This window comes from Methylobacterium guangdongense (assembly GCF_038442355.1).
GTDB classification, from domain to species: Bacteria; Pseudomonadota; Alphaproteobacteria; order Rhizobiales; family Beijerinckiaceae; genus Methylobacterium; species Methylobacterium guangdongense.
This window is the reverse complement of the sequence record NZ_JBBXMX010000001.1, coordinates 594,834-614,106: the sequence shown is the minus strand read 5'-3', so window position 1 is coordinate 614,106 and position 19,273 is coordinate 594,834. Positions and strand designations below refer to the sequence as shown.

22 protein-coding genes are annotated in these 19,273 nt (G+C 69.6%); 12 read left to right on the top strand and 10 right to left on the bottom strand.

The window, feature by feature from the left end:
• Complete coding sequence (locus AAHG09_RS02990; RefSeq protein ID WP_342105264.1) at positions 1-1,095, bottom strand: glycosyltransferase family 4 protein; 1,095 nt, start codon at positions 1,093-1,095, stop codon at positions 1-3.
• Positions 1,096-1,391: 296 nt separating this feature from the next.
• On the opposite strand from AAHG09_RS02990, the gene AAHG09_RS02985 reads away from it, so the two are divergent.
• Both AAHG09_RS02985 and AAHG09_RS02980 read left to right on the top strand, forming a co-directional pair.
• Complete coding sequence (locus AAHG09_RS02985; protein WP_342105263.1) at positions 1,392-2,369, top strand: SPFH domain-containing protein; 978 nt, start codon at positions 1,392-1,394, stop codon at positions 2,367-2,369.
• Between the two features lie 5 nt (positions 2,370-2,374).
• Complete coding sequence (locus AAHG09_RS02980) at positions 2,375-2,833, top strand: NfeD family protein (RefSeq protein WP_342105262.1); 459 nt, start codon at positions 2,375-2,377, stop codon at positions 2,831-2,833.
• 33 nt (positions 2,834-2,866) lie between these two features.
• On the opposite strand, the gene AAHG09_RS02975 is transcribed toward AAHG09_RS02980, so the two are convergent.
• The gene (locus AAHG09_RS02975) at positions 2,867-5,746 is read right to left on the bottom strand and encodes a phosphoenolpyruvate carboxylase (protein ID WP_342105261.1); all 2,880 of its coding nucleotides are present in this window, start codon (positions 5,744-5,746) and stop codon (positions 2,867-2,869) included.
• A 117-nt stretch (positions 5,747-5,863) separates the two neighbouring features.
• Here AAHG09_RS02975 and AAHG09_RS02970 point away from each other — a divergent pair, with 117 nt between their 5' ends.
• Both AAHG09_RS02970 and AAHG09_RS02965 read left to right on the top strand, forming a co-directional pair.
• Positions 5,864-6,181, top strand: a complete 318-nt coding sequence (locus tag AAHG09_RS02970; RefSeq protein ID WP_342105260.1) for a hypothetical protein — start codon at positions 5,864-5,866, stop codon at positions 6,179-6,181.
• 140 nt (positions 6,182-6,321) lie between these two features.
• A complete protein-coding gene (locus tag AAHG09_RS02965) occupies positions 6,322-6,828 on the top strand; it encodes a hypothetical protein (RefSeq protein WP_342105259.1) in 507 nt (168 codons plus the stop codon).
• 101 nt (positions 6,829-6,929) lie between these two features.
• Here AAHG09_RS02965 and AAHG09_RS02960 read toward each other — a convergent pair whose 3' ends face one another.
• Complete coding sequence (locus tag AAHG09_RS02960) at positions 6,930-7,295, bottom strand: helix-hairpin-helix domain-containing protein (protein ID WP_342105258.1); 366 nt, start codon at positions 7,293-7,295, stop codon at positions 6,930-6,932.
• Positions 7,296-7,519: 224 nt separating this feature from the next.
• Here AAHG09_RS02960 and rpmF point away from each other — a divergent pair, with 224 nt between their 5' ends.
• Positions 7,520-7,708 carry a 50S ribosomal protein L32 gene (gene rpmF / locus AAHG09_RS02955; RefSeq protein WP_003601373.1) on the top strand — a complete coding sequence of 63 codons (189 nt, stop codon included), beginning with the start codon at positions 7,520-7,522 and terminating at the stop codon, positions 7,706-7,708.
• A 16-nt stretch (positions 7,709-7,724) separates the two neighbouring features.
• On the opposite strand, the gene AAHG09_RS02950 is transcribed toward rpmF, so the two are convergent.
• Both AAHG09_RS02950 and phaR read right to left on the bottom strand, forming a co-directional pair.
• A complete protein-coding gene (locus AAHG09_RS02950; RefSeq protein ID WP_342105256.1) occupies positions 7,725-8,039 on the bottom strand; it encodes a hypothetical protein in 315 nt (104 codons plus the stop codon).
• Positions 8,040-8,134: 95 nt separating this feature from the next.
• The gene (gene phaR / locus AAHG09_RS02945; protein ID WP_342105254.1) at positions 8,135-8,722 is read right to left on the bottom strand and encodes a polyhydroxyalkanoate synthesis repressor PhaR; all 588 of its coding nucleotides are present in this window, start codon (positions 8,720-8,722) and stop codon (positions 8,135-8,137) included.
• A gap of 318 nt (positions 8,723-9,040) precedes the next feature.
• Between phaR and AAHG09_RS02940 the strand changes: the two genes are divergently transcribed.
• The 5 genes from AAHG09_RS02940 to yddG all read left to right on the top strand — a co-directional run bounded on the left by AAHG09_RS02940 (position 9,041) and on the right by yddG (position 13,560).
• The gene (locus AAHG09_RS02940) at positions 9,041-10,225 is read left to right on the top strand and encodes an acetyl-CoA C-acetyltransferase (RefSeq protein ID WP_342105253.1); all 1,185 of its coding nucleotides are present in this window, start codon (positions 9,041-9,043) and stop codon (positions 10,223-10,225) included.
• Between the two features lie 115 nt (positions 10,226-10,340).
• Positions 10,341-11,069 carry an acetoacetyl-CoA reductase gene (phbB, locus tag AAHG09_RS02935; RefSeq protein ID WP_342105252.1) on the top strand — a complete coding sequence of 243 codons (729 nt, stop codon included), beginning with the start codon at positions 10,341-10,343 and terminating at the stop codon, positions 11,067-11,069.
• A gap of 706 nt (positions 11,070-11,775) precedes the next feature.
• Entirely contained in the window at positions 11,776-12,069 is a 294-nt protein-coding gene (locus tag AAHG09_RS02930) for a hypothetical protein (protein WP_342105251.1), read from the top strand.
• 21 nt (positions 12,070-12,090) lie between these two features.
• Positions 12,091-12,330: a hypothetical protein gene (locus tag AAHG09_RS02925; protein ID WP_342105250.1), complete on the top strand. Its 240-nt coding sequence runs from the start codon at positions 12,091-12,093 to the stop codon at positions 12,328-12,330.
• 315 nt (positions 12,331-12,645) lie between these two features.
• Positions 12,646-13,560, top strand: a complete 915-nt coding sequence (gene yddG, locus AAHG09_RS02920; RefSeq protein WP_342105248.1) for an aromatic amino acid exporter YddG — start codon at positions 12,646-12,648, stop codon at positions 13,558-13,560.
• Here the strand turns inward: yddG and AAHG09_RS02915 are convergent.
• Entirely contained in the window at positions 13,557-13,985 is a 429-nt protein-coding gene (locus tag AAHG09_RS02915; protein ID WP_342105247.1) for a cupin domain-containing protein, read from the bottom strand. The genes yddG and AAHG09_RS02915 overlap by 4 nt on opposite strands.
• Before the next feature lie 84 nt (positions 13,986-14,069).
• Between AAHG09_RS02915 and AAHG09_RS02910 the strand changes: the two genes are divergently transcribed.
• Positions 14,070-14,693: a ribonuclease D gene (locus tag AAHG09_RS02910; protein WP_342105246.1), complete on the top strand. Its 624-nt coding sequence runs from the start codon at positions 14,070-14,072 to the stop codon at positions 14,691-14,693.
• A gap of 18 nt (positions 14,694-14,711) precedes the next feature.
• Here the strand turns inward: AAHG09_RS02910 and AAHG09_RS02905 are convergent, their stop codons facing one another.
• A complete protein-coding gene (locus tag AAHG09_RS02905) occupies positions 14,712-15,350 on the bottom strand; it encodes a VOC family protein (RefSeq protein WP_342105245.1) in 639 nt (212 codons plus the stop codon).
• A 115-nt stretch (positions 15,351-15,465) separates the two neighbouring features.
• The gene (gene glnA, locus AAHG09_RS02900) at positions 15,466-16,875 is read right to left on the bottom strand and encodes a type I glutamate--ammonia ligase (protein WP_342105244.1); all 1,410 of its coding nucleotides are present in this window, start codon (positions 16,873-16,875) and stop codon (positions 15,466-15,468) included.
• A 337-nt stretch (positions 16,876-17,212) separates the two neighbouring features.
• Here glnA and AAHG09_RS02895 point away from each other — a divergent pair, with 337 nt between their 5' ends.
• Entirely contained in the window at positions 17,213-18,247 is a 1,035-nt protein-coding gene (locus tag AAHG09_RS02895; RefSeq protein WP_331315326.1) for a glutamine synthetase beta-grasp domain-containing protein, read from the top strand.
• 260 nt (positions 18,248-18,507) lie between these two features.
• Here AAHG09_RS02895 and AAHG09_RS02890 read toward each other — a convergent pair whose 3' ends face one another.
• Together AAHG09_RS02890 and AAHG09_RS02885 are read right to left on the bottom strand one after the other, a co-directional pair.
• On the bottom strand, positions 18,508-18,687 hold the full coding sequence (locus AAHG09_RS02890; protein ID WP_342105243.1) for a DUF2735 domain-containing protein: 180 nt from the start codon (positions 18,685-18,687) through the stop codon (positions 18,508-18,510).
• Positions 18,688-18,855: 168 nt separating this feature from the next.
• Positions 18,856-19,194: a P-II family nitrogen regulator gene (locus AAHG09_RS02885; protein WP_003600526.1), complete on the bottom strand. Its 339-nt coding sequence runs from the start codon at positions 19,192-19,194 to the stop codon at positions 18,856-18,858.
• Positions 19,195-19,273 lie beyond the last annotated feature (79 nt).

The window sequence follows — 19,273 nt, the reverse complement described above, 5'->3', positions numbered from 1 at the left end:
TCAGCCGCGCCCGCCCGCGACCCGCAGGGCCGGCCGGGCCCGCTCGGCGCAGCGCGCCATGACGGCCTCGTAGGCTTCGAGGTACCGTGCCGTCATCGCGGCGGCGTCGTAGAGCGCCTCGGCCCGGTCGCGGCAGGCGCGGCGCGACAGGCCGGCGGCCTCCCGGATCGCCACCGCGAGATCCTGCGCGTCGTCGGGATCGGCCAGCCGGCCGCATTGCGCGTCGAGGATGTCGGGCATGGCGCCGCGACGGAAGGCGGCGACCGGCGTGCCGCAGGCCAGCGCCTCGGCCACCACGAGGCCGAACGGTTCCTCCCAGCGCGGCGACACGATCGCCACCCGGGCCCGGCCGAGATGATGGGCGAGATCCCGGTGCGAGAGATGGCCGAGATGCGTCAGGTCCGGCCCAAGCCGGGGTGCGATCTGGGCTTCCCAGTAAGCCGGGTTGAGCTTCGGCCCCGCGAAGACCAGGGGCAGGCCGGCTGCCCGCGCGGCGTCGATGGCGAGGTGCAGCCCCTTCTCGGGCACGATCCGCCCCGACCAGAAGGCGTAGGGCACCGCGTCGGCCACCGCGTTGAACGCGAAGGTCGAGAGATCGACGCCGTTATCGACCACCTGCGCGTCGGGCACGAGGGTGGCCCATTCCTGCGCGAGCGACGGCGAGACCGCCAGGAAGGCCATGTCGGGATCGGCCTTCACGATGCCGCGCACCAGGGCCTCGAAGGGCGGCGTGTGCAGCACCGTCACCCAGGGCAGGCCGAGCCGGGCGCTCTCCTGCAGGGGCAGGGCGTGCAGGGCATTGTTGTGTACGAGGTCGAACCCGCCGACCGCGACCATGTCCATCATCCGCCGGTAGGCGTCGTGCTCGGCGCGGTCGATCGCCTCCTCGCGCTCGGGATCCATCAGCGCGTCGCCGGTGGGATCGCAGAGCATCACCGGGTCGAGCGCCGGGTCCGAGCCGCGGCTCGCGAACAGCGTCACGTCGTGCCCGTGCCGCTTCAGCGCGACGGTGAGCAGGTGCGTGTGCATCTCCAGACCGCCGGCATAGGGCTGGCCGATCGGGTATTTGAGATGTGCGAGGACAGCAATCTTCACGCGCGCACCAACTCTCGTAGGGTAGGGATATCGACCGTTCACAACGTTACGAAAGGACTTAATTCCGTATCGCGGCGGCGGTACTTATGCAGCAGGTCTCTTCACCAAGCGTTGCATCGACGGGCCGGAGCGACGGCGAACGCGACGCTGCCGGGCTTTCTACGCGCGGCGGCCTGAACCAAAGATGATCAAGCTGGTGTGATACCGGTTCATCTGCACCATCTCGCGGCCGCGGGCATGAGTCGGGGACGCGACGCCGGCAGCAGCCGGGTCATCAGAGATGGGCGAGGGGCGCGATGAATCTTCCGTTCGGGCTGAGCGTGTTCGCGGTCGGGGCCGCGGCTCTGGTGATTCTCACCCTCGCGGCCGGGGTCAAGATCGTGCCGCAGGGCTACGTCTACACGGTGGAGCGATTCGGGCGTTACGCCCGGAGCCTCGGGGCCGGCTTGGCGCTGATCGTCCCGTTCGTCGAGCGGGTCGGCCGCCGGGTCAACGTGATGGAGCAGGTCATCGACGTGCCGAGCCAGCAGGCCTTCACCCGCGACAATGCCGGGGTGACGATCGACGCGGTGGTCTTCTATCAGGTGCTCGACGCGGCGCGTGCCTCCTACGAGGTCTCGAATCTCGATCTCGCGGCCACGACCCTGACCATGACCAACATCCGCACCGTGGTCGGCGGGATGGATCTCGACCAGCTCCTCGCCCACCGCGACGAGATCAACGAGCGCCTGCTGCGGGTGATGGATGCGGCCGCCTCACCCTGGGGGGTGAAGATCAACCGGATCGAGATCAAGGACATCCTGCTCCCGCCCGACCTCGCGGGGGCGATGGCCCGCCAGATGAAAGCCGAGCGCGAGAAGCGCGCCTCGATCCTGGAGGCCGAGGGCCAGCGCGCGGCCGAGATCCTGCGCGCGGAGGGGCGCAAGCAATCGGCGATCCTCGAATCGGAGGGCCGCAAGGAAGCCGCGTTCCGCGACGCCGAGGCGCGCGAGCGCTCCGCGGAGGCCGAGGCGCAGGCGACCAATCTGGTCAGCCGGGCAATCGCCGAGGGCGACATCGCGGCGGCGAACTTTCTGGTGGCCGAGAAATACGTCGACGCGGTGCGGGCGCTCGCCACCGCGCCGAACCAGCGGGTCGTGGTGGTGCCGATCGAGGCGGCGGCGCTCGCCGGTACCCTCGGCGGCATCGGCGAGCTCACCCGGGCGGTGTTCGGCGAGGGAACGCCGCCCCGGCGGGCGGGCACGCCCCCCAACGTCACGCCGCCGCGGACCTGACGGCCGTGACGCTCGACGCCGCGCTCGCGACCTTCGACGCCCTCGGGGCCGCCTGGACCTGGGTGATCGCCGGCCTTGTGCTCGCGGGGGCCGAGATCCTCGTGCCGGGCGTGTTCCTGATCTGGCTCGGGCTGGCGGCCGTCGCCACCGGGCTCGCGGTGGCGGCGTTTCCGATACCGTGGCAGGGGCAGACCCTGCTGTTCGCGGGGCTCGCCGTGGTGCTGGTCACGGCCGCGACCCGGCTGCACCGGCGCGGTACCGGGCCAGGGGACGCGGGCCTGAACCGGCCCGATCGCGGGCTGATCGGGCGGGACGGCGTATTGGACGCGCCGATCGTGCATGGCGTGGGGCGCATCCGGTTCGACGACACGCTGTGGCGGGTCGAGGGGCCTGATTTGCCGGCGGGTGAACGCGTGCGCGTCATCGGCATCAACGGCACGGTGCTGCGGATCGAGCGAGCCTGAGGCGCCGACCGCGCTGGGATGGGCCCTCGCCCCCTACCCGAACGCCCCCACCTCGTGCTGGATCATCCCGGAGATCTCCCGCACCTGCTCGAACATCCGGCGGATCGGCTGGAACAGGTTGGCGTGCTCGGCCTCGTAGGTGCCGACGTCCCGCGGGCCCGCCGGCTCGCCGAAATTCAGCCCCAGGGTCGGATCCGGGGTGATCGGGAAGATCTCGTCGAGCAGCGTCAGGCAGCCGTCGATGTCGAGGCGCAGGAAGCGCTCCAGCAATTGCTCCCGGGAGATGCCCGCCTGCGGTCGGAAGCCCGGGATATGCACGGCCAGGAACCAGATCCGGTGGATCAGCGCCAGCCGCAGGGCATGCAGGAGCGTCAGGCGCGGCGACATGGCGGGCAGGTCCGGGGCCGCCGCGGTCAGGGCCAGCCAGTCGCGGGTCAGCCGGCCGAACAGGTTGCGCAGCGCCGAGGCGAGGTCGAGGCGCTCCAGGGCGCCCGCGATCACCACCAGCTCGTCCCGGCGGAAATCCTTCTGGGTGCGCCGCGCCCGCTCCAGCCACACGGCCGGATCGAGGGTGTCGATATAGGCGCGCAGCACGTCGAGGTCGCCCACCGAGGCCGCGTGCTGCACCAGCCGGAAGGCCCGGGAGAAGCGCACCGAATCGCGCCGCATGTCGCGGAACAGGTCGGGCCCGCGCTGGGCGGCGCGGCCGATCCCGTGGAGCGAGTTCGCCAGAAAGCCGAGCTGGTGCAGGATCGCGTTGTTGGGGATCGCCCGCATCTGGCGCGGATGGGTGATGCGGGCCGGGCCGCCGGTGTCGCTCTGGCGGGCCACGGGGCGCGAGCCGGTGCGGTCGATCAGGCTCGGGCCGAAGGTGCCGAGCAGCGCCGCGTAGCCCGGATCGTCCACCAGCGCCTCCATGTCCTGGCGGGCCGCGGTGAAGAATTCGAGGGCGAAATCGGGCTCGGAATAGATCGGGTCGTCCTTGGCGTCGGCCCCTGAATCCTCATTGCCGAGGGCGTAATCGGCGAAGGAATCGTCCTCCGCCATGTCGAGGGCGTAGACGTGCTCGGCAATGCGGGCGACGCTGGCCTCGGCCAGGGCCTCGGTGCCGAACAGAAGGTAGCCGTCGGTGCCCTGGAAGCTCGATTCGAGCCGAACCCGGATGCCGGCCTTGCGGGCGCGGTCGCGGGCATCCTCCGGCGCCAGATAGGCGAGGCGGTCGCGTAGGCTCGTCGGATGGGCGCCGCGGCCGATCGATTCGCCGTGCGTGTCGAAGATCGCCAATTCGATGTCGGCCAGCCCGTTCTGGACCAGCATCTCGGTGATGCGCAGGCGCAGCCGCTCGATCCAGAAGGTGGCGGCGAGCTGCCCGACATAGCGGCCCGAATCCGAGTAGCCGAACTGCACGGTCAGCCGGCCGATGCGCTTCAGGTACTGGCGCCAGTGCGGGTTGCGCAGGGCGTCGTCGAGCACCCGGATGCCCTGTTCGAGGGCGCTCGCCGTCTCGAACAGCGGCGTGATCTCCAGCTTGTCGGCAATGCCGTAATGGCGGGCGAGCCAGAGGGCGGCGAGCAGGGTGTAGCCGGTCTCGGTCTCGGCGATCAGGAAGCGCACCGGATGGGTGCCGTCCACGTGCTTGAGGATCTGGGCGATCGTCATCATCAGCCGGGCGGCCGAGGCCCGCTCGGCGGCGAGCGCCCCGAAATCCACCGCCACCGGCCGCACGTCGTTGAGGAGCGCGTGGATCGTCGCGAGGTGCGAGCGGCGCCGGGCCGCGTCGGTGGGCTCGCCTTCCAGGTCGATCACCCGGCGCACCGCGTTGTGGACCTGGCTGGCGTTCAGCCGGAAATGCGGCAGGGCGTTCGACAGCCCGTGCGTGGCGACGCCGGCGCGCAGGATCGCGATCCGCCGCTTGTCGGCCGCGTCGTCGGCGGCGTCCAGCGCCGCCGTGAGGCCCGCCACCAGGGTGCCCGCGTCGGTCTGGGCGCGCTCGCGCTCGATGATCAGCGCCAGAGCGAAGCGGTGGACCGATTCGAGGGAGGGCTTGTCGCCGAGCCGGGGCGCCACCGCGAGCTGCCGGTTCACCGCCGCCAGCGCCTCCTCGGCCAGCGCGCGGACCGCGCGGCAGCCGGCGATCGCGGGAAGCTCGCGCATCACCCGGTCGAACTGCATGCGCTTCGAGATCAGCCGGTAGCGCAGGGTGTCCCACCAGCCGATATCGGTCCGCCCGTCCGTATCGCAGCCGACCCAGCTGGCGATCGCGAACGGGCGCGGCGTCAGCTCGGTCCAGCGCTCCGGCCAGCGGGCGCGGGCGGCGTCGAGCAAGGCGCCGTTGAAGGCGTCGAGCGCCAGCCGCCCGTTATTGGCCGCCGCGCAGGCCTGGTCGAACTCGACGTCCAGGGTGATCGGCGCATCCGGCCGTGTGGACAGCGCGGCGGCACGCTCGATCAGACCGGCACCGGCGGCCGCGTCGGGCAGGCTTGCGGCTTCCGCGAGCAGGTTCGCCACGGCCCGCGGCATCCCGAAGGTCGGGTGCGCGGTGAACACCACCGCGAAGGCGGTGCGGGTGATGAAGTCCGCGAAGTGCGCGAAGCGGTCGGGGCCATCGGGCGCTGCCCCCACGAGGCGGGCCGGGACCGACGCCTCCGCGTCGACGGGTCCCGTCGCCAGCCCGACATAGCTGCGCAGCCGTCCCGCCCGCGCCGCCAGGGATTCGGCGCGCAGCCGGGCGAACAGGGGTTCGAGATCCTCCGGCGCGATCTCATTCCGGTCGAACCGCCGGGTGATCGCCAGGGTCACGGCCAGGACGGGATTGCGGAACGGGTCCTCCCGCGCCTGGTCCCGGGCGGCCTCGATCAGGCCGAGGAGGTGGTCCTCCAGATCCTCGGGCTTGCGGCTCGGCTCGTGCTGCATCGGTCGGTTCCGGCTCCGGTTTGTCCGCATTGACCCGGTCGGATCGCCCACGCAAGGAGCGTTCCGTGTGGCACGGGCTGGCGGTGACCGGGTGACCGGGTTAGAGCTGCGGGCCTTATGGAGCGTCTGTCCATTATCCTGGCAATAGTGATCTTCGTCGTGGCCATCGTATCGGTCGCCGTGATGGCCGCCCGGGGCCGGCGCGAACCCCTGCGCATGCATTCCGAGCTCGATTCGGAGGACGAGGACCTGTTCCTCGGCGCGGTCGGCCCGCGTAAGACGCCGATCGATCGTTCGGCGCAGGTCCTCGATCAGCGGCCGCCCGATCCGCACGTGCTCGATCTGGAGGCATCCGAATTGGAACCGATCCGAGCCCTGACCAAGCCGGGGCGCGACGCGCCGGCCCGGCGCGATCCGCCGGAGTCCGGCCGATGAGGCGGCCCGCCCGCAGCAGCGGCGCCCTGCTGCTTGCCGCGTCGGTTCCCCTCTGGATCGGTTCGGCTTGGGCCGCGCCGGCGAAGCAACAGGCGGCTGCTCCTGTCCAGGTTCCGCCCGCTCCGGTGCCTGCGGCTCCGGTGCCGGACAAGCCGGCGCCCTCGGCCGCCCTGCCGCCCGGGCAGCCCTGCGGGGCCAGCGCGGCGCGTTTCGAGAACGGCAAGACCTTCAAGATGGTGGTCACCCGGGCCGGGCAGATTCAAACCACCAACCCGTTGAGGCCCCTGACGCCCGAGATGAACGAGGTGCTGCTCGTGGTGATCGCCGGGAAGGTCGCCACCGCGTACGGACCGGATTTCACGACGTTGCGGCGCGGCAGCGCCCCCTCGGCCATCGAGGCGATGCTGGGCGGTCCGATCAAGTGGCAGCCGAGCCTGCCGACGCTGCCCGATTCGATGACGATCGTCAGCGAGGAGGGCGCGCCCCTGGCGCAGCTCACCTTCCGCGCCTGCGAGACGCCGCCCGCCGTGAAGGCGCCGAAGGCGGAGGCCCGGAAGAAGGCCCCCGTTCGGCGCGCGCCGCCCAAGGCCGCAGCCCCGAAGACGCCGCCGGGCTTCTCGATGCCCCAGGGGGCGATCGCCGAATAGGGTGCTCCCCGCCGAACCGGCAGTCCGTTCGGCGGAGGGGGTGTCACGATCGAGGCTCGAAGCCGAGCGCGCGCAACGCGATCGGGACCGGCTCCGGCCGCTCACTTCTGCTTGGCGATGACCTTGTCCTTGATGCCGTCGTAGACGTTCTTCGGGATGATCTTCTTGGAGACCAGATCGTCCTTGCCGCGGTAGGGGCGGCCCTTGATGATCGCAGCGGCGCGGGCCGCCCCGATGCCGGGCAGCGCGTCGAGCTCCGCGGTGCTGGCGCTGTTGAGATCGATCAGCGCCGTCTTGGCGGCGTTCGGCGAGCCGGCGACCGGGGCGCTCGGTGCCGTGGGCCGCGCGGGGGCGGTCGGTGCCGCCGTGCCGGGTGCCTGCGGTGCGGGGGCCTGCGCCAGGGCGGGGGCGCCCACGAGGCTTGAGAGAAGGGCGAGCAGAGCGAGGGTCTTGGTGGAGGAAGCCATGGCGTTCTCCCGAGGGGCACGGCCCGCGGCGCGGCACCGTCGTCCACGCTCTGGGCCGCGCCGCTTGAACCCACGCTTAACGGTTGTGCCCAGTGCCTCTAGCCACGGGCGGGCGCCGCAGCTATAAGCGCGCCCTCATCCGTATCCCGCGGTGCGCGTGGCGATCCTCGATCGGGGAGCCGCCCGGGCGCCGCTTTGTCCGCGGCGTCACGAAGGATCACACCATGGCCGTTCCGAAGCGAAAGACCTCCCCCTCCCGCCGCGGCATGCGCCGCTCGGCCGACGCCCTCAAGGCGCCGACCTATGTCGAGGACAAGGATTCGGGTGAGCTGCGTCGTCCGCACCACATCGACCTCAAGACCGGCATGTACCGCGGCCGTCAGGTCCTCAAGGTGAAGTCCGCCGAGGCGTAAGACGTCTCGCGGCGCCTCAGGCGAGGCGCCGCGCGGTCTCCGCGTAGGAAGCGGCGGCCATTCGGGTCCGTTCGAGGCGCGACGGCAACAGCGTCGGGTCATCGGCCGTCAGCAACTGCGCGATGAAGCCGGCCCGGGATCTCCCCGGGGCCGCACGCTCCGCCGCGACGGCCCTTTCACGCCCCTCGGGGCGTCCCCCATCGATCACGACCAGGGCGCGTCCCGCGGGACGCACGGCCTCGGACCGCGCGCCCTGCGTGGCACCGGGCGCCGCCCGCACAGGCCTGACCTGTGCCGGGCCGAGACGATTGCCTGCTTCGACTCGCACCATCGCGACACGCTCCGCACGTTTCCGTGCCGGTGTCGCAAGGGTGATACCGATATTAAGAGTTCGTCAACTTCTATTCACCCGCAGCGGGCAAGCGATTATTTCTTCGCCAGCGCTTCCAGGCGCTGCTGCATCTCCAGCATCTGCCGCTTCAGGTCGTCCAGCTCGCCGCCGCCGAAGGCCGTGGGGGCGGGGGGCGGGGACGGCTGCGTCCCGGCGGGCGGTGCGAAGCCCGTGAACATCTTCATGGCGTCGCCGAAGAAGTTCATATTGGTGCGCACCTGCTGCTCGATCGCGTTCTGGAACGCGGCCGGGCCGAAGCTGTGGGCGAATTTCTCGCGCAGGCCGTCCTGATCCTTGGCGAAGTTCGCCATGGAGAATTCCAGGAAGCTCGGCACCATGGTGCGCATGCTGTCGCCGTAGAAGCGGATCAGCTGGCGCAGGAACGCCACCGGCAGCAGGTTCTCGGCGCCGGCCTTGTTCTCCTGCTCGAAGATGATCTGCGTGAGCACCGAACGGGTGATGTCGTCGCCGGTGCGTGCGTCGTACACGACGAAATCCTCGCCGTTCTGGACCATCGTGGCGAGGTCCTCCAGCGTCACGTAGGTCGAGGTGCCGGTGTGGTAGAGGCGCCGGTTGGCGTACTTCTTGATGACGGTCTGTGTGGCCTTGACGGTATCCGCCATCGGGATCGGCCTTTCTCGACTCGAGACCTCGGGACATGCGGGGCCGCGCGATGCGGCCCTGCGGGATCATCTTCGCGCCCGCAGCACGATCCTTAAAGCCTTCGCCGGGCGCAGAAAACAGCAAACTGCATCTCTTCAACGCAGAATAATGCAGGCCTTGTCCCGACCAAGCGTCATTTCAGTCTCGCGGGCGCGTCATCGGCATCATTTGCGGGTTTGATGCGCAATCTTGACTTCGCCGATGCCACGCCCTTCATCGCAGGGCCGGCACAGAGCGCGCCCCGGAAGGCGCGCCGGCTCGCAAGAGGAGAACGCAACATGGCAGCCAGCGAAGAGATCGTCATCGTCGGGGCCGCGCGCACGCCGGTCGGCTCGTTCGGCGGTGCCTTCGGGGCGGTGCCGGCGCACGAGCTCGGCGCGACGGCCATCAAGGCCGCCCTGGAGCGCGCCAAGGTCTCGCCCGACGAGGTCGACGAGGTGATCTTCGGTCAGGTGCTCACCGCCGGCGCCGGCCAGAACCCGGCCCGTCAGGCCGCCATGAAGGCCGGCATCCCCGAGAAGGCCACCGCCTGGGGCCTTAACCAGGTCTGCGGCTCGGGCCTGCGCACGGTCGCCATCGGCATGCAGCAGATCGCCAACGGCGACGCCAAGATCATCGTGGCGGGCGGCCAGGAGTCGATGTCGCTCTCGCCCCACGCCCAGTACCTGCGCGGCGGCCAGAAGATGGGCGACGTGAAGCTCGTCGACACCATGATCAAGGACGGCCTCTGGGATGCCTTCAACGGCTACCACATGGGCCAGACCGCCGAGAACGTCGCCCAGGCCTTCCAGCTGACCCGCGAGCAGCAGGACCAGTTCGCGACCCGCTCGCAGAACAAGGCCGAGGCCGCCCGCAAGGAGGGCCGGTTCAAGGACGAGATCGTCCCCGTCACCGTGCCGGGCCGGAAGGGAGACACCATCGTCGACACCGACGAGTACATCCGCGACGGCGCCACCATGGAGGCGATGGCCAAGCTGAAGCCCGCCTTCACCAAGGAGGGCACGGTCACGGCCGCCAACGCCTCGGGCCTGAACGACGGTGCCGCCGCCCTGGTTCTGATGTCGGCCTCCGAGGCCGAGCGCCGCGGTCTCACGCCGCTCGCCCGGATCAAGTCCTGGGCGACGGCCGGCGTCGATCCGAAGGTGATGGGCACCGGCCCGATCCCGGCCTCCCGCAAGGCCCTGGAGAAGGCCGGCTGGAAGCCCGCCGACCTCGACCTGATCGAGGCCAACGAGGCCTTCGCGGCCCAGGCGCTGGCGGTCAACAAGGATATGGGCTGGGACGACGCGAAGGTGAACGTCAACGGCGGCGCCATCGCCATCGGCCACCCGATCGGCGCCTCCGGTGCCCGCGTCCTCGTCACGCTGCTGCACGAGATGAAGCGGCGCGATGCCAAGAAGGGCCTCGCCACCCTGTGCATCGGCGGCGGCATGGGCGTCGCGATGTGTGTCGAGCGGGCGTGATCGATCTGTAACGTCGGGTTCTCGACAACTTAGACTTAAAGCCAAGATCACAAAAATTCGCGTGCGGACGCCATCCGCACGCGGCATCACGGGATGCGAACAGGAGGAAACATCAATGGCTCAAGGACGCGTCGCCCTCGTCACGGGCGGCACCCGCGGTATCGGCGCGGCGATCTCGAAGCGGCTGAAGGACAAGGGCTACCGGGTGGCCGCCAACTATGCCGGCAACGACGAGGCCGCCAACGCCTTCAAGGCCGAGACCGGCATCCCGGTGTTCAAGTTCGACGTGGGTGATCTCGCCAGCTGCGAGGCCGGCATCAAGGCGATCGAGTCCGAGGTCGGCCCGATCGACATCCTCGTCAACAATGCCGGCATCACCCGGGACGGCGCGTTCCACAAGATGACCTTCGAGAAGTGGCAGGCGGTCATCAAGACCAACCTCGACTCGATGTTCACCTGCACGCGGCCGCTGATCGAGGGCATGCGCAGCCGCAGCTTCGGCCGCATCATCATCATCTCGTCGATCAACGGACAGAAGGGGCAGGCCGGCCAGACCAACTACTCGGCCGCGAAGGCCGGCGTGATCGGCTTCGCCAAGGCGCTCGCGCAGGAGAGCGCGTCCAAGGGCATCACGGTCAACGTGATCGCGCCGGGCTACATCGCCACCGATATGGTGATGGCCGTGGCGGAGGAGATCCGCAACAAGATCATCTCCACCATCCCGACCGGCCGTCTCGGCGCCGCCGACGAGATCGCGCACGCGGTCGAGTATCTCGCGAGCGACGAGGCCGGCTTCGTGAACGGCTCGACGCTGACCATCAACGGCGGACAGCACTTCGTCTGACCCTGACCGGGCGCGCCGGCTCCTGGCCGGCGCGTCCGATCCGCAATCGGAGCGCGCCGACACGCTTACGGCTGCGCGCCGAGGGCTTCCGAAGCCCGCCTGCTGCGCCGATGCGCGCGCTCACACTGCGGTCGTGCCCCCGGCGCGCCTGAACGGCCGGACCGCTTGGGTGTCCGCAACCCGCCGCGCCGGTTCCGGCCTCGCGCGTCTCGCGGCAAAACAACATCGCCAAGTCAAGATCTGCTGCTCGTTTGCGCGCGATCTCTCATCAGCGATACTGACCGATCGTCTGCTTTGGATCAGGCGTTATAGTCTACAAAGGCATCTGATCTTGCGCGCGCGCGTAGTGAAATAATCCGCGCTCCGACTGCGCCGCGAAGATGTGTGCAGGGCGAACGATCCACACACCAATTGTTCACGTGCTCTGGGGCACCAACACGCCGAGTGTGTCCGTATAGGTCTCGTTCCGTCGCGCCGCGGATGTTCGCGCCGACAGTCGAATGAGGGTGCGGGCACCATGATCCAGCGGTTTTACGGTGAATGCGGCGTTCAGCGTGTTCGCGAAACCGTCGCTTGTTCTGTACGGCGCGGCGGGAGTGCTGGGGACCGGCCGGTTCGGCGGCTCCCGAGCGCCGCGAAGATCGCCCTCGCGGCGGCCTGCACGCTGGGTCTCGCGGCCTGCGTCACGCCTCGGGAGCGGTACGCGATGGATCAGACCCAGTGCTACGGCTTCGGATTCGAGCCCGGCACCGAGGCCTTCGCGCAGTGCATGATGGGGCTCCATCAGGACCGCGCGGCCGCCGAGGCCGCCAGCAACCGGTACTGGTCGGCCCAACTCGCCGAGCAGAACCGGCGCCGCGAAGCGCAGCGCGACCTCTACAAGGTGATGAGCCTGCAGCGGAGCGGCGACACGCACTTCCCGGTCTGCGGCGCATCGTACGACGGCGGCATGGATCACCGGACCATGACTTGGTACGGCCCCAACTGCCGCGCTCGCTGACCGGGATCGAGGGAGGCTCCCATGTCCGACATGACGACGCGCGGCCCGGCCAACCCGAGCCGGATCATCTTCGTGACGACGGTTCTGATCAGCGTCGCGGTGGGCTTCGGCACCGGTGACATCCGCTGGTTCATGCTGACCGTCATCGGCTCGGCCGCCCTGCTCTGCACGGGCTATGGCCTGCTCCGGCGCCGGCTCGGCTGGAGGCCGCTGAACGTCGAATACCTCGCCGATCTCATGCGGGTGATCAGCCCGCCCTGAGCCGGCGCCCACGGCGATCCGGTCGGACGAACCGCCGGGTCGGCCCAAGTGGTGGAGGTCCGTGAGGATCTCTCCGCGCCCCATGCTTATCCCCGCCCGATTGCCCCGCTCCGGAGGCCACCATGACGCTCGCCCTGATCATCGCCGGTATCCTCCTCGTCAACGTCCTGATGGCCGGTCTCTTCTCCCTCGTGGCCCTGTGGGCCGACTGAGCCAGATCCAGATCGGCGTGAAACCCCATCGTGGCGGCCGGGCTGGAGACCACGCCGCCGCGCCATCTCGCCGACTCGGATGCCCGCGTGGTAGCGGCCGGTCATGAGTGGATCCGCCTCGACATCGTCCCGCACCCCGACCCGCTCCGCCGCGACCCTGGCGGGCTTCGGCGCGATCGCGCTCTGGTCGCTGCTGGCCCTGTTCACGGCGGCGTCGGGCACCGTGCCGCCGTTCCAGCTGGCCGCCATGACGTTCCTGCTGGGCGGCCTCTGTGGCTGCACCGTCTGGATCGCCCGTCCGGCCCGGGCCCGCGCGCTGATCCAGCCCTGGCCGGTCTGGCTGCTCGGGGTCGGTGGCTTGTTCGGCTATCACGCGCTCTACTTCAGTGCGCTCCGCCTCGCGCCCCCGGCCGAGGCCGGGTTGATCAACTACCTCTGGCCGCTGCTGATCGTGCTGTTCTCCGCGCGCCTTCCGGGATCGGGTGGGTTGCGCCCGGGCCATCTCGCCGGCGCGCTGCTGGGTCTTGCGGGCGTCGCGGCCCTGTTCATCGGACGGGGCGATCTCGACTTCCCGGCGGGGGCTTTGCCGGGCTACGCGGCGTCCTTCGCAGCGGCCTTCGTGTGGGCCGGCTACTCGGTGCTCTCGGCCCGGGTCGGGCAGGTGCCGACCGATGCGGTCGCGGGCTTCTGCCTCGTCACCGCGGCGCTCAGCCTCCTATGTCATCTGGGCTTCGAGACGACGGTCTGGCCCGCCGACGCGACGCAGTGGTGCGCGGTCCTGCTGCTCGGCCTCGGGCCGGTCGGGGCCGCGTTCTACCTCTGGGATATCGGCTGCAAGCGCGGCGACGTCCGGCTGCTCGGCGTGACGGCCTACGCGGCCCCGGTCCTCTCGACGCTGATCCTGGTGGCAACCGGCTATGCCAGACCCGGTCCGGCTTTGGCGCTCGCCTGCCTGCTGATCGTGGCCGGCGCCCTGACGGCCGTGCGCGCGTCGCGGGCGGCACCCACCGAAGTCTAACCCCGCGGCATCGGCCGCCAATCCGGCGGCGCCATCTCGAATCCCGAGAAGTCGAAGCCCGGCGAGACCGTGCAGCTCACGAGTGTCCAGGCGCCAAGGCTGGTGGCGGTCTGCCAATGGCCCGCCGGCACCACGCATTGCGGGCGCTGGCCGGCGGCGAGGTCGGACCCGAGATGCCGGGCCTCAGCGTCGTGGCCGTTCGGGCTCGTGGTGATCACCAGCGGCGCGCCGGCGTGCCAGTGCCAGATCTCGGTGGCGTCGACCCGGTGCCACGCCGAGACCTCGCCGATGTCGAGCAGGAAGTAGATCGCGGTTCCGACCGAGCGGCCGTCGACGGTCCGCGGATCGCGAAACGTCTCGCGGTAATGGCCGCCCTCGGGATGGGGCTTGAGGCCCAGCGTGGCGATCACCTCGGCTGCCGTCATGACCAACTCCCCACCGCACCGACTCCCGCTTGCCGCCACTTGGCACCGATGCTACCGGCCGAGAACCCTCAAGGTCCGAGAAAGATGCCGAGCCCGACCGTACGCCTCCACCGCGGCGACCTGCCCGCCGATTACGATGCGGGCCGGGCGGTGGCCATCGACACCGAGACGCTCGGCCTCAACCCGCATCGTGACCGGCTCTGCGTGGTGCAGATCTCGACCGGCGACGGCACGGCCGACGTGGTGCAGATCCCGCAGGATGGGCCGGAGCCGGTGATCCTCAAGCGCGTCCTGGCGGATTCGGGCGTGCTGAAGATCTTTCACTTCGCGCGGTTCGACGTTGCGGTGCTCTACAAGGCCTTCGGGGTGATGCCGCAGCCGGTCTACTGCACCAAGATCGCCTCGAAGCTCGCCCGCACCTACACGGACCGCCACGGGCTCAAGGACGTGGTGCGCGAACTCGTCGGGGTCGATCTGTCGAAGCAGCAGCAATCCTCCGATTGGGGCGCCGAGAGCCTGTCGCAGGCGCAGCTCGATTACGCGGCCTCGGACGTGCTCCACCTCCACGCGGCGCGCGACCGGCTCGATGCGATGCTGGCCCGGGAGGGGCGCACCGACCTCGCGCAGGCGTGCTTCGCCTTCCTGCCGACCCGCGCCCGTCTCGACCTCGACGGCTGGCCCGAGACGGATATTTTTGCGCACAGCTGAGGGTCCGGCGTCGCGCCGTCAGGCCAGCGTCCGGAGGCCGGATGGCGTCGTGATCCGGGCGGTCCAGCGCGGGCCGTCGCCCGGTACGATCACCGGCGGGTCGGCCAGCCCGAGCGCGGCGTGACGCTGCCGCGCGGCGTCCGGATCCGGATGCGTCAGGACCAGTGCCTCAAGCCGGGCCCCGAGATCCGGCATCGTCCGGGCGGGATTGCCGCTCTGTCCCCACGCCATCGCGCAGGGCGCGGCGCCGTCCGCCGGCCACGCCCCGTCCGGGCGCAGGCCGAAGCGCCACGAAAGGGCGCCGCGGGTCATCGTGGCGGCCTGTCCGAGCAGGTCCGGATGAGCGGCGAGCACGCCGTCGAGATCGTCCGTGCGGGCGACGAAGCCGCGCAGCCGCCGGCCGGCATCCCAGTCAGCGCGCACCCGTGCCGGGTCGCTCAGGCCGAACCAGCGGGGGCGGGATGGGGCGGGCGCCTCGGGATCGACGGCGATCACCTCCAGGAACAACGCATCGCCGAGGCGCAACAGGTGGTTGCGGGTGCCCATCTCGCGGTGGTGGCCGCCCTCCGGCATCGTGAGGCCGAGGCAGTCCCTGACATGCGCCACGCCCTCCGCGAGATCCGGCGCGACGACGACGAGGTGGTCCAGGGTCAGCATGCAAGCGGCCTCAGCGATCGAACGGCGTGCAACGCCCAAACAAAAGGCCGGAGCCCGCAAGAGGCTCCGGCCCGTGACGAGCGCGGGCCGGGCATCGCGCCCGGCCCCTCTCACCTCACAGCGAGTAGTACTGCACGAACTCGATCGGGTGCGGGGTCATCTCGTAGCGCAGCACCTCGGTCATCTTCAGCTCGATGAACGAGTCGATCTGGTCGTCCGAGAACACGCCGCCCTCCTTGAGGAAGGCCCGGTCCTTGTCGAGGCTGGCGAGCGCCTCGCGGAGCGAACCGCACACGGTCGGGATCTTCTTCAGCTCCCGCGGCGGCAGCTCGTAGAGGTCCTTGTCCATGGCCGGGCCCGGATCGATCTTGTTCCGGATGCCGTCGAGGCCGGCCATCAGCAGCGCCGAGAAGGCGAGGTAGGGGTTCGCCATCGGGTCGGGGAAGCGGACCTCGACGCGCTTGGCCTTCGGGCTCTTGGTCCACGGGATGCGGCAGGAGGCCGAGCGGTTGCGGGCCGAGTAGGCGAGCAGCACCGGCGCCTCGTAGCCCGGCACCAGGCGCTTGTACGAGTTGGTCGACGGGTTGGTGAAGGCGTTGAGCGCCTTGGCGTGGCGGATGATGCCGCCGATGTACCAGAGGCACTCCTGGGAGAGCCCGGCATACTTGTCGCCGGCGAAGACCGGCTTGCCGTCCTTCCAGATCGACTGGTGCACGTGCATGCCCGAGCCGTTATCGCCGTAGACGGGCTTGGGCATGAAGGTCGCCGACTTGCCGTAGCTCTGCGCGACGTTGTGGATGCAGTACTTGTAGATCTGCATGTGGTCGGCGAGCAGGGTGAGCGTGTCGAACTTCATGCCGAGCTCGTGCTGGGCCGAAGCCACCTCGTGGTGGTGCTTCTCGACCTTCACGCCCATGGACTGCATGGCCGCCAGCATCTCGCCGCGCATGTCCTGCGCCGAATCCTGCGGTGGCACCGGGAAGTAGCCGCCCTTGGTCTGGACCCGGTGGCCGAGGTTGCCGCCCTCGTAATCCGTGAAGCCGTTGGTCGGCAGCTCGGTGGAATCGAGCTCGAAGCCGGTGCGGTAGGGATCGGCGCCGAACTTCACGTCGTCGAACACGAAGAACTCGGCCTCGGGGCCGACATAGATCGTGTCGCCGATGCCGGTCTGCTGCAGGTAGGCCTCGGCGCGCTTGGCGGTGCCGCGGGGATCGCGGCCGTAGGGCTCGCCGGTCGCCGGCTCCAGCACGTCGCAGACGATCGACATCGTTGCGGCCGAGAAGAACGGATCCAGGGTGGCGGTCGCCGGATCCGGCATCAGCAGCATGTCGGACTCGTTGATCGCCTTCCAGCCTGCGATCGAGGAGCCGTCGAACATCGTGCCCTCGTCGAAGATCTCCTCGTCGATGAGCGACACGTCGAACGTGACATGCTGCCACTTGCCGCGCGGATCGGTGAACCGGAAGTCCACGTAGCGCACGTCGTTGTCCCGGATCGTCTTCAGCACCTCGGCCGCAGTGGTCATCGTGGGCATCCTCCAGGGATCGCTCGGAAACGGTCTCGCGACGCGCCCGCTCTCAGGCGGGCCGCACGGGCGAGCGGCGCTTGATATCCGTCACAGGCGCGTGTTGCCACCCGCAGGGCGCGGGAATCGGCGCGGCGGTGGGACGATCGGCGCCCGTTGGGGCCGGCTCTCGCATCCGTGATCGCGAGAATCGGCGTCGGATCGATCGCGGCGCGGCGGTGGCGGCCTTCCTGGCACACTCCATGCAGAGGCGGCAGCGGCCGTCTGAGAGGCGGCAAGCCGTTCGCGTTGCCCAGGGGCACCCCGGTCGCGCATCGATACGGACGAGAGAACCGGAATGACCAAATACAAGCTCGAGTACATATGGCTCGACGGGTACACGCCGACCCCGAATCTCCGCGGTAAGACGCAGATCAAGGAATTCGACAGCTTCCCGACCCTCGAGCAGCTCCCGATGTGGGGCTTCGACGGCTCGTCCACGAAGCAGGCCGAAGGCGGCAGCTCCGACTGCATGCTGAAGCCCGTGCGCCACTTCCCCGATCCGGCCCGCAAGAACGGCGTGCTGGTGATGTGCGAAGTGATGATGCCGGACGGCACGACCCCGCACGAGTCCAACAAGCGCGCCACCATCCTGGACGATGCCGGCGCCTGGTTCGGCTTCGAGCAGGAGTACTTCCTGTACAAGGACGGCCGCCCCCTCGGCTTCCCGACCTCCGGCTACCCGGCGCCGCAGGGCCCGTACTACACCGGCGTCGGCTACTCGAACGTCGGCGACGTCGCCCGCAAGATCGTCGAGGAGCACCTCGACCTCTGCCTCGATGCCGGCATCAACCACGAGGGCATCAACGCCGAGGTGGCCAAGGGCCAGTGGGAATTCCAGATCTTCGGCAAGGGCTCCAAGAAGGCCGCCGACGAGATGTGGATGGCCCGCTACCTCTTGCAGCGCCTCTGCGAGAAGTACGGCATCGACGTCGAGTACCATTGCAAGCCGCTCGGCGACACCGACTGGAACGGCTCGGGCATGCACTGCAACTTCTCGACCGCGTTCATGCGCGAGCACGGCGGCAAGGCCTATTTCGAGAAGCTCATGGAGGCGTTCAAGAACGCCCGCGAGGAGCACATCGCCGTCTACGGCCCGGACAACCACATGCGGCTGACCGGCAAGCACGAGACCGCCTCGATCCACGAGTTCTCGTACGGCGTGGCCGATCGCGGCGCCTCGATCCGCGTGCCGCACTCCTTCGTCAACAACGGCTACAAGGGCTACCTTGAGGACCGCCGCCCGAACTCCCAGGGCGACCCCTACCAGATCGCCTCGCAGGTGCTGAAGACGATCGCTTCCGTGCCGACCGAGGCCGCTGCAGCCGCGTAAGACGCGGATCAACGCCGAGACGACGAAGCCGGGCCCTCGGGTCCGGCTTCTTCATTCGCGGGCCGAAGGGGGTACCGGGCGCATAGACCATGCGAGCGAAACGCCCGCCTACCCCTCGTTATAAGGTGCCGGAGCGACGCGGAGGCGTCGGCCGAGCCCTCCGGATGGCGCCGACATTCCCGGAATCCGCCGACGGGGCGGCTCAGGCGCACCTTCGGGAGAGGTGCTTGGGAGGAGATAGAGGCCCCTGATCCTGCCGCTCAGGACCGGGGTGGGCGCTCGTCCTCGCGGATTGCCGCCTCGTGGTACCACGCGCCGCCGCCACAACTCGGCACCGCCGCGGGCTTCGGCTCCACGGTCGCCCGGGGCGTGGCGCGGCTACGCCGGAACGCGGACAGATCGTAGATCTTGGCGGTTTCGCGTGGGTCCGTGACGGCCATCGCAGATCCTCCTACATCGGGCAAAGCAACCGATTGCATCGGCTGTTCCCATGCATGTGGGATGCGGATCACGGCGCTCCATGGTGGAACGCGCCGGTGCCGGACATTCGTGCAGAGCGAAAACTTAGGCAGGGACCACGGCCGTCGCCGACCGGTACAACCCGAGGATCAGATCGCGTCGGTCCCGGTCTCGCCGGTGCGGATGCGGATCGCTTCCTCGATGGTCGACACGAAGATCTTGCCGTCGCCGATGCGGCCGGTCTGGGCCGACTTGCGGATCGCCTCGACGGCGCCCTCGACCAGCGCGTCCGACAGGACGATCTCGAGCTTCACCTTGGGCAGGAAGTCGACCACGTACTCGGCGCCCCGATAGAGCTCCGTATGGCCCTTCTGGCGGCCGAAACCCTTCGCCTCGATGACGGTGATGCCCTGGAGGCCGACCTCCTGGAGCGCCTCCTTCACCTCGTCGAGCTTGAAAGGCTTGATGATCGCTTCGATCTTCTTCATGCCGCCCGGGCCCGCGCTACGATGCGGCGTATTTCTAACATCCCCGTGACGTGTCCGCCATGCCGATTTGACGGTGTGC

Excerpts from the sequence above, each read along its gene's own strand:
- AAHG09_RS02950 (WP_342105256.1), bottom strand. The coding sequence starts at position 8,039 with ATGGTGCGAGTCGAAGCAGGCAATCGTCTCGGCCCGGCACAGGTCAGG.
- AAHG09_RS02940 (WP_342105253.1), top strand. The coding sequence starts at position 9,041 with ATGGCAGCCAGCGAAGAGATCGTCATCGTCGGGGCCGCGCGCACGCCG.
- AAHG09_RS02985 (WP_342105263.1), top strand. The coding sequence starts at position 1,392 with ATGAATCTTCCGTTCGGGCTGAGCGTGTTCGCGGTCGGGGCCGCGGCT.
- AAHG09_RS02925 (WP_342105250.1), top strand. The coding sequence starts at position 12,091 with ATGTCCGACATGACGACGCGCGGCCCGGCCAACCCGAGCCGGATCATC.
- rpmF (WP_003601373.1), top strand. The coding sequence starts at position 7,520 with ATGGCCGTTCCGAAGCGAAAGACCTCCCCCTCCCGCCGCGGCATGCGC.
- phaR (WP_342105254.1), bottom strand. The coding sequence starts at position 8,722 with ATGGCGGATACCGTCAAGGCCACACAGACCGTCATCAAGAAGTACGCC.
- AAHG09_RS02915 (WP_342105247.1), bottom strand. The coding sequence starts at position 13,985 with ATGACGGCAGCCGAGGTGATCGCCACGCTGGGCCTCAAGCCCCATCCC.
- AAHG09_RS02960 (WP_342105258.1), bottom strand. The coding sequence starts at position 7,295 with ATGGCTTCCTCCACCAAGACCCTCGCTCTGCTCGCCCTTCTCTCAAGC.
- AAHG09_RS02970 (WP_342105260.1), top strand. The coding sequence starts at position 5,864 with ATGGAGCGTCTGTCCATTATCCTGGCAATAGTGATCTTCGTCGTGGCC.
- glnA (WP_342105244.1), bottom strand. The coding sequence starts at position 16,875 with ATGACCACTGCGGCCGAGGTGCTGAAGACGATCCGGGACAACGACGTG.
- AAHG09_RS02895 (WP_331315326.1), top strand. The coding sequence starts at position 17,213 with ATGACCAAATACAAGCTCGAGTACATATGGCTCGACGGGTACACGCCG.
- AAHG09_RS02890 (WP_342105243.1), bottom strand. The coding sequence starts at position 18,687 with ATGGCCGTCACGGACCCACGCGAAACCGCCAAGATCTACGATCTGTCC.
- AAHG09_RS02910 (WP_342105246.1), top strand. The coding sequence starts at position 14,070 with ATGCCGAGCCCGACCGTACGCCTCCACCGCGGCGACCTGCCCGCCGAT.
- AAHG09_RS02905 (WP_342105245.1), bottom strand. The coding sequence starts at position 15,350 with ATGCTGACCCTGGACCACCTCGTCGTCGTCGCGCCGGATCTCGCGGAG.
- yddG (WP_342105248.1), top strand. The coding sequence starts at position 12,646 with ATGAGTGGATCCGCCTCGACATCGTCCCGCACCCCGACCCGCTCCGCC.
- phbB (WP_342105252.1), top strand. The coding sequence starts at position 10,341 with ATGGCTCAAGGACGCGTCGCCCTCGTCACGGGCGGCACCCGCGGTATC.
- AAHG09_RS02975 (WP_342105261.1), bottom strand. The coding sequence starts at position 5,746 with ATGCAGCACGAGCCGAGCCGCAAGCCCGAGGATCTGGAGGACCACCTC.
- AAHG09_RS02930 (WP_342105251.1), top strand. The coding sequence starts at position 11,776 with ATGGATCAGACCCAGTGCTACGGCTTCGGATTCGAGCCCGGCACCGAG.
- AAHG09_RS02885 (WP_003600526.1), bottom strand. The coding sequence starts at position 19,194 with ATGAAGAAGATCGAAGCGATCATCAAGCCTTTCAAGCTCGACGAGGTG.